The 7,972-nt window shown below is 65.2% G+C and carries 6 protein-coding genes; 2 read left to right on the top strand and 4 right to left on the bottom strand.

Annotated features, from left to right (window positions below):
- Positions 1-677 (top strand): HNH endonuclease signature motif containing protein (locus E3O67_RS14780; protein WP_135103030.1); only part of this gene is annotated, 677 nt, incomplete at its 5' end.
- Between the two features lie 192 nt (positions 678-869).
- Here the strand turns inward: E3O67_RS14780 and cls are convergent.
- Both cls and E3O67_RS17070 read right to left on the bottom strand, forming a co-directional pair.
- Positions 870-2,333: a cardiolipin synthase gene (gene cls / locus E3O67_RS14775; RefSeq protein WP_134431931.1), complete on the bottom strand. Its 1,464-nt coding sequence runs from the start codon at positions 2,331-2,333 to the stop codon at positions 870-872.
- Positions 2,334-2,339: 6 nt separating this feature from the next.
- Positions 2,340-2,516, bottom strand: coding sequence for a hypothetical protein (locus E3O67_RS17070; RefSeq protein ID WP_167726676.1), 177 nt, complete (start codon positions 2,514-2,516; stop codon positions 2,340-2,342).
- A gap of 474 nt (positions 2,517-2,990) precedes the next feature.
- Between E3O67_RS17070 and E3O67_RS14765 the strand changes: the two genes are divergently transcribed.
- Positions 2,991-3,722 (top strand): maleylpyruvate isomerase family mycothiol-dependent enzyme, encoded by a 732-nt coding sequence (locus E3O67_RS14765; protein ID WP_135103028.1) that lies wholly within the window; start codon positions 2,991-2,993, stop codon positions 3,720-3,722.
- A gap of 109 nt (positions 3,723-3,831) precedes the next feature.
- Here E3O67_RS14765 and adhE read toward each other — a convergent pair whose 3' ends face one another.
- A complete protein-coding gene (adhE, locus tag E3O67_RS14760) occupies positions 3,832-6,555 on the bottom strand; it encodes a bifunctional acetaldehyde-CoA/alcohol dehydrogenase (protein ID WP_134432797.1) in 2,724 nt (907 codons plus the stop codon).
- Positions 6,556-6,819: 264 nt separating this feature from the next.
- Complete coding sequence (locus E3O67_RS14755; protein ID WP_135103027.1) at positions 6,820-7,965, bottom strand: cysteine desulfurase family protein; 1,146 nt, start codon at positions 7,963-7,965, stop codon at positions 6,820-6,822.
- Positions 7,966-7,972: the final 7 nt, after the last annotated feature.

The following is a 7,972-nucleotide window of genomic DNA, read 5'->3' as shown; positions in this document are numbered from 1 at the left end:
AGCGTCGGCACGACGTACTCGCCGTCATCCTCGACGTCGCCTCCCGCGCCGGCGAATCCCCGACCATCGGCGGCGCCCCCGCCACGGTCCTCGTCAGCGTCCGAGAGCAGGACCTGAACGCGGACTTCGGTCAGGGCCACGGCGTCGGCTGGATCGACGGAGTCGAAGCACCGATCACGATCAACGCCGTCACGGACCTGATCANCGTCGGCTGGATCGACGGAGTCGAAGCACCGATCACGATCAACGCCGTCACGGACCTGATCAGCACCGGCGGCCAACAAAAAATCGTCATCAACGACGAGGGACGCATCATCGCCCTCGGCTCACCCGAACGCTGCTTCACCCCCGCGCAACGCCGAGCGATCCAACTCCGCGACGGCACCTGCATCATCCCCGGCTGCACAATCCCCGCCGGAATGACCGAGATCCACCACGTCATCCCGCACTCAGAGGGCGGACCCACCCACACCGACAACGGCGTCTGCCTCTGCTGGTTCCACCACCGCTACCTCAACGCCTCCGGCTGGGCCATCCGGATGGTCCGCGGTGCCGCGCAGATCATGGCACCACCCTGGCTCGAAACCGGGGTGCGCAAATGGCGCACCGTCACCAAGTCCCGCACCCGGATGACCGACGCAATCGAGCGGAAGAACGTGACCCACGACGACGAGTAGATGCTTCCCAGCCCCCGGGCTCGACAAGCTCAACAAGCTCAACAGCTCGACCACCGAGGGGAACCTCCCCACGTCAGACCGCCCGATCTCGACAGCTCGACCACCAACGGGGGAACCTCCCCACGTCAGACCGCCAGGTCTCGACAGGCTCGACCACCGCGGCGGGAACCGTGGTGGGGTTAAGCCGAGGCGCTACTGCACCGCGGAGGTCAGCCGGGCGAGGTTGTCAAGCACCGTTGAGCGCAGCGGCTGCTTCATCCACTCCTCGAGCGTGAGCTCGCGGCTGTCCTCCCGGTAGCCGTCTTCGACCGCCCGAAGTTGCTGCACGAAGGAGCGGCCGCGCACCATCATCGATACCTCGAAGTTGAGGCTGAACGAGCGCATATCCATATTGCTCGACCCGATCACGGCAACCTCGTCGTCGATCGTGAAGTGCTTGGCGTGCAGCACGTAGGGAGCCTTGTACAGGTAGATCTTTACGCCCGCCCGCAGCAGTTCTTCGTAGTAGGAGCGCTGCGCGTGGTAGACGAGGGCCTGGTCGCCGACCTCGGAGACGAACAGTTCCACCCGCAGCCCGCGCTGGGTGGCGGTGGTGATGGCGTACATGATCGACTCATCAGGCACGAAGTACGGGCTCGTGATGATGATGCGTTCCTGTGCATAATAAAGCAGCGCGAGGAACAGCCGCAGGTTGTTCTCGCCCTCGAAGCCGGGCCCGCTGGGCACGATCTGGCAATCCAGGGAGTGCGGCACGATGTCGGTCTGAACCGGCTGGATGTCCCGGGTCAGCAGGTCGTTGGTCTCGCTGTACCAGTCGGTGATGAAGATCGCGTTGAGGCCCGACACGATCGGCCCCTCGACCCGCGTCATCAAGTCTTTCCATTTCAGACCACGACGGATGTTCCGGGGCATGTTGTAGGAGCGGTCGATCACGTTCTGCGACCCCATGTAGCCGACGAGGCCATCGATGATCAACACCTTGCGATGGTTGCGCAGGTCCGGGCGCTGCCACTTGCCCTTGAGCGGTTGCAGCGGCAGCAGCAGCTCCCACTTCACACCGGAGTCGGTGAGCCGGCGCAGCGTCTCACGGTAGCCCGGCTTGCGCATCGACTGGATGTGGTCCATCAGCACACGCACCGTGACACCGCGCTTGACGGCGTTCTCGAGGGCGTCGAAGAACGGCGCTGTGGTCGGGTCCAGCGAGAGGATGTAGAACTCGACGTGCACGAAATTGCGGGCCTGATCGATGTCGGTCACCATCTCGGCGAACGTGTCCTCGTAGTCGCCGAGAAGCCGGGCCTCGTTGCCGCCGACCAGCGGCATCGACCCTAGGTTGCGGTTGAGCTCGACGACCGATTCGAGCCACAGCGGCCAGGGGTGGTCGCGGCGCACCTGATCGATTCCCTTGGTGCTGTCGAGGATGAATTGGTTGATCTCCTCCTGCATCTCCAGCCGCTTCTTCGGCAGGGTGCGGTATCCGATCAGCAGGAAGAGCAACGCGCCGACGTAGGGCAGGAAGAAGATGGTGAGTAGCCACGCCATCCCCGATGTCGGACGGCGATTGCGGGGAACCACAATGATCGCCACCACGCGGATGGCGAAATCGACCACCACGGCGATCACCAGGATGACGGTCGAGATTTCGATGCCGAACATCCGGTGCTACGTGACCGGGTTGTCAAGCCCGAGCTTGGCGCGTTCTTCCGCCTCGATCCGGGCGTAGACCTTCCGCTCCGTGCGATCGGCCCGCACGATGGAGCGCATCACAATCCAGAAGATGAGGCCGACCGCGACGGTAGGCAGGATTGCCCAGAATGCGCTGACCCAGAAGTTGTCCATGATGTCTACAACGATACGGGAAAACCGCGGTCCGAGGCGCAACCCTATTTGTTCAGCATCCCCGCGATGCCGGTGCCGATGGCGTAGATACCCGTGCCCGCGACGCCGACCCAGATCGACAGNGTCATCCCGCACTCAGAAGGCGGACCCACCCACACCGACAACGGCGTCTGCCTCTGCTGGTTCCACCACCGCTACCTCAACGCCTCCGGCTGGGCCATCCGGATGGTCCGTGGTGCCGCGCAGATCATGGCACCACCCTGGCTGGAAACCGGGGTGCGGAAGTGGCGCACCGTCACCAAGTCCCGCACCCGGATGACCGACGCGATCGAGCGGAAGAACGTGACCCACGACGACGAGTAGATGCTTCCCGGCCCCCGGGCTCGACAGCTCGACCACCGACGGGGGATCCCGGGGAAGGACTGGTCGCCGGGTAGCGTAGGGACCACGCGCGTTGCCCACGACAGGAGCCCCATGAGCGCACCCCTTGATCCGTCCGAAAACACCGCGCTTCGGTTGACGCTGGACCTCGTCCAGCGGGGCACGGAATTCTTCGGCCGCGAACTGCAGGGACTCACGGACGACGATCTCGATGGAAACTCGCTCCTGCCGGGTTGGACCCGGCGCCAGGTTGTCGCGCACGTCGTGTCCAACGCCGGCGCGCTCGGGCGGCTCGCTTACTGGGCGGACACCGGGATCGAGACGGTGATGTACGCCTCGCTGGAGGCGCGCACTGCGGAGATCGAAGCGGGCGGTATCCTCAGGCCCGACGCACTTCGAGGAGCCTGGGCAGATTCGGCCGACGACCTCGAGCGTCGGTGGCATTCGCTGCCAGACGACCGCTGGTCCGTTCCCGTCAGAAACGGGCAGGGTGCCATGGTGCCGCTGCGGGAAACGACCTGGATGCGCACCCGTGAACTCTGGATTCACGCCGTCGACCTCGACCACGGCGCCGGCTTCAGTATGCTCCCGGAGGAGGTGCTCGAGCGGCTTCTCGGCGACATCGTCGGTGACTGGGCTGCCCGGGGCGACACGAGTCGGATGCTCACCGCAACCGATTCGACGCACGATGGCTACGGCGATCCAGATGCCGCGGAGCACGTCACGGGGTCCCTCGCCGACCTGGCCGGCTGGGCCACCGGCCGGGTTCAGTCGGGCGTGGTATCCGACACGGGGGAGACCCCGGCCGCGCCGCGCTGGCTCTGAGTCGGGCATCCGTTCACACGGACGGGTGCTGATACAGCGGTTCCGCCCACAGGAACGGCCCCGCACCAACAGGTGCGGGGCCGTTCCTCATTCGATTAGGCGGTGAAGACTACTTGCCTGCCTTGCGGGCCGACTTCTTCTCTTCGGCCGGTGCTACTGCTTCGACGGCCGCGCGACCGGCGCGGACCTCGTTGAAGGAGGTGCCGTAGTACGCGGCCTCCATGATGGTGCGCATGTCATCGAGCATCGGCATGCGCGGGTTGGCCGGTGCGCACTGGTCGCCGTAGGCGCCCATGGCCAGGCTGTCGAGGCGGCTGATGAAGTCCTCCTCCGGCACACCCTGCGCCTGGAAGGACGGCTTGATGCCAGACAGGTCGCGCAGCTTCTCCACGGCCAAGGCGTAGGACTCGACGCCCTCCGCCGGGGTCGACGCCGGGAGGCCGAGGTGCTTCGCGATCTGCTGGAAGCGCTCCGGGGCGATGTAGCTCTCGTACTTGGGCCAGCTGGTCAGCTTGGTCGGGATGAGGCCGTTGTAACGGATCACGTGCGGCAGGTAGGTCGCGTTGACCCGGCCGTGGATCAGGTGCAGCTGCGCGCCGGTGACGTGAGCCATCGCGTGACAAATACCCAGGAACGCGTTACCGAACGCCATGCCGGCGATCGAGGAGGCGTTGTGCATCTTCTCGCGGGCCTTGATGACCTCGCCATCAGTGCTGCCGGTGGTGCCGTTGACGCTGGTCACGATGTTCTCGAAGATCAACTTGATCGCGTGGAGGCAGAGGCCGTCGGTGAAGTCGTTCGCGTAGACGGACACGTACGCCTCGGTGGCGTGCGTAAGAGCGTCGAAGCCCGAGTCGGCAACCAGGAACGACGGCATCATCGAGGTGAGCACGGGGTCGATGATCGCGACGGTCGGCAGGAGGGCGTAGTCCGCAAGCGGGTACTTGACTCCGGTGACCTCGTCGGTGATCACGGCGAATGGTGTCATTTCCGAACCCGTGCCCGAGGTGGTCGGGATGCAGACGAGCTTGGCCAGTTCGCCGAGGTCGGGGAACTTGAACGCGCGCTTGCGCACGTCGAAGAACTTCTCCTTCATGTCGGAGAACTCGATTTCGGGGTGTTCGTACAGCAACCACATGACCTTCGCGGCGTCCATCGGCGAGCCGCCGCCGAGGGCGATGATCGTGTCGGGCTTGAACGCGCGCATCTCGGCGGCACCCTTTTCGACCGCGGAAACGGTCGGCTCGGGCAACACGTTGTCGATGATCTGCAGTGCCACGCGGCCCTCGCGACGGTTCAGGATGTCAAGGATCTTGTCGACGAAGCCGAGGCGGGTCATGGTCGAGTCGGTCACGATCGTGACGCGCTCGACCTTTCGCATGTCCGCCAGGTAACGGATCGCGTTGGGCTCGAAGTACGTCTTGGCGGGGACCTTGAACCACTGCAAGTTGTTGTTCCTTCTGCCGATGCGCTTGACGTTGATGAGGTTGATCGCGGAAACGTTGTTCGAGACGGAGTTGTGTCCGTACGAGCCGCAGCCGAGCGTCAGCGACGGGATGAACGCGTTGTAGATGTCACCGATCCCACCAAGCGAGCTGGGGGCGTTGGTGATGATCCGGACCGCCTTGACGCGGGTTCCGAACTCTTCGATGATTGCCGGGTTCTCGCTGTGGATGGAGCCCGAGTGGCCGAGGCCGTCGAATTCAACCATCTGCTCGGAGAGCGAGATGCCCTCTTCTGCGTCCTTGGCGTGGAGCACAGCGAGAACCGGGGCCAGCTTCTCGCGGGTCATCGGCTCGTGCGGTCCCACTCCGGCGACCTCGACCAGGATGATCGACGTGTCGGCAGGGATCGTGAAACCGGCCTGCTGGGCGATCCAGACCGGCGACTTGCCGACGACGGCCGCGTTGAGTTTGGCCTCGCCGCAGTTGGTCGAGTTGGCCTGGACTCCGAAGATGTAGTCCTCGAGGAGGAGCTTCTCGGCCGGGGTGACCAAATAGGTGTGCAGAATCTTGAATTCGGCCATGGCTTCCGCGTAGAGCGGCTCTTCAATGATGACGGCCTGCTCCGAAGCGCAGATCATGCCGTAGTCGAAGGACTTGGAGAGAACGACGTCGTTGATGGCACGCTTGAGCTTGGCGCTCTTCTCGATGAAGGCGGGGACGTTGCCCGCGCCGACGCCGAGGGCCGGCTTGCCACAAGAATATGCGGCTCGCACCATGGCGTTGCCACCGGTGGCGAGGATGGTTGCGACACCCGGGTGGTTCATCAGCAGGCTGGTGGCCTCGAGGGACGGCGTTTCGACCCACTGGATGCAGTTGGCCGGTGCACCCGCGAGAATGGCGGCGTCACGCACGACGCGCGCTGCGGCCACGGAGGACTGCTGGGCGCCCGGGTGGAAACCGAAAACGATCGGGTTGCGCGTCTTCAGAGCGATGAGCGACTTGAAGATGGCGGTTGAGGTGGGGTTCGTGACGGGGGTCACACCGCAAATAACACCGACGGGCTCGGCGATTTCTGTAATTCCGGTAATGTCGTCACGGCTGATAACGCCGACGGTCTTGAGGTTTTGCATCGAGTTCGTAACGTGCTCGCATGCGAAAAGATTTTTAACGGCCTTGTCCTCGAATACGCCTCGACCGGTTTCGGCCACGGCGTGAACGGCGAGCTCGGCGTGTTTGCTGAGGGCGGCGACCGAGGCTTTCTTGACGATGTGGTCGATCTGTTCCTGCGTGAAGTTCGCGTAATCCAGAAGCGCGACTTGAGCGGCTTTAACCAGGGAATCAATTTGTGTAGCAAGTGACTCGGTGACTGGTTTGTCGATTATTGTCATTGTGTCCCTTTTTGGCGGCCCAACTTGGGCTTATCGCCTCCTGTCTACAACCTTAGGCCGCTGGCCGGAGGGCCGCATGTCAGGGGATGCTCACTCCGCGGTCCTGGGGACGGTGAAGGTCAGCAGATTAGCTGGTCGGGGGCATCTTCGTTCCCCAAATCGAAACGCTCGTAAATTGTCTGACAACTCGTATTCGGTTGTCTCCTCGCGCGCGGACGCACGCGCGTCATACGCGCGTTTCGCGCGCGAGTCGTCGGAGGCAGATCAACTTCGGCCGAGTGCGTGCACGGCTTCCACGGCGGCCTGGACGGATGCGGCCGCCTCTTCGGCATCCGCTGCCGTGGTCGTCGACGCCAGAGTGAACCGTACGGCGGTCTGGGCGACCTCTGCCGGGACGCCCAGCGCGGTCAGCACGTGGGACGGCTCGTCGCTGCCCGCCGCGCAGGCCGACCCGCTCGAGCAGACGATGCCGCGCTGTTCCAGCTCGAGCAGCACCGCCTCGCCGCTCGTCCCGGGGAAGACGAACGATGCGGTGCCGGGCAGGCGCTCGGTCGGATGCCCGGTGAGGCGTGCGCCGGGGGTGCCGGCCAGCACCGTGGCGATGAAAGCGTCCCGCAGGGCAGTGATGCGGGGTGCGGCCTCCGCCCGTTCCGCCTCGGCGAGGCGGAGTGCGACCGCCAGCCCCAGGGCCCCGGCAACGTTCTCCGTGCCGCTGCGGCGGCCGCGCTCCTGGCCTCCGCCGTGCAGCACCGGTTCCACCGCGATGCGGCGTCGCAGGAAGAGCGCCCCGATACCGGGCGGCGCTCCGAGTTTGTGACCGGACAGGCTCAGCGCGTCGACGCCGAGGGTGTCCACGTTCACCGGGAGCCAGCCGGCGGCCTGCACGGCGTCGGTGTGCAGAGGCACGCGGGCGCCCTGCGTGATGGCCGAGAGTGCGGCGAGGGGCTGCAGGGTTCCGACTTCGTTGTTGGCGTATTGCACTGAAACGAGGGTGGTGTCCGGGCGGAGCACGGCCCGCAGTTGTTCCGGGTCGACCCGGCCGGAGACATCAGTGTCGAGCAGCGTCACCTCGAACCCGTGCAAGCGGTGCAGGTAGTCGCAGGATTCGAGCACCGCCTCGTGCTCGATCGCCGTCGTGATGAGGTGGCGGCCGCGCGGGGCGCCGAGGGCGATGCCCTTGATGGCCAGATTGTCGGCCTCTGTGCCGCCGGTCGTGAACACAACGTCGGCTGGCCTGCAGCCGAGCACGCCTGCGATATCGGCCCGCGCCTCGGCCAGCGTGGCGGCCGCGGCCTCACCCAGCCGATGGTGGCTAGACGGATTGCCGAACCGGCCCGCGAGCTGCTGCCAGAGCACCTCGAGGACCTCCCGGCGCACCGGGGTGGTCGCTGCGTTGTCGAGGTAGATCATGGCGGGA

This window comes from Cryobacterium sp. TMT3-29-2 (assembly GCF_004564305.1).
GTDB lineage: Bacteria > Actinomycetota > Actinomycetes > Actinomycetales > Microbacteriaceae > Cryobacterium > Cryobacterium sinapicolor.
This window is presented reverse-complemented; position numbering and strand designations above follow the sequence as displayed.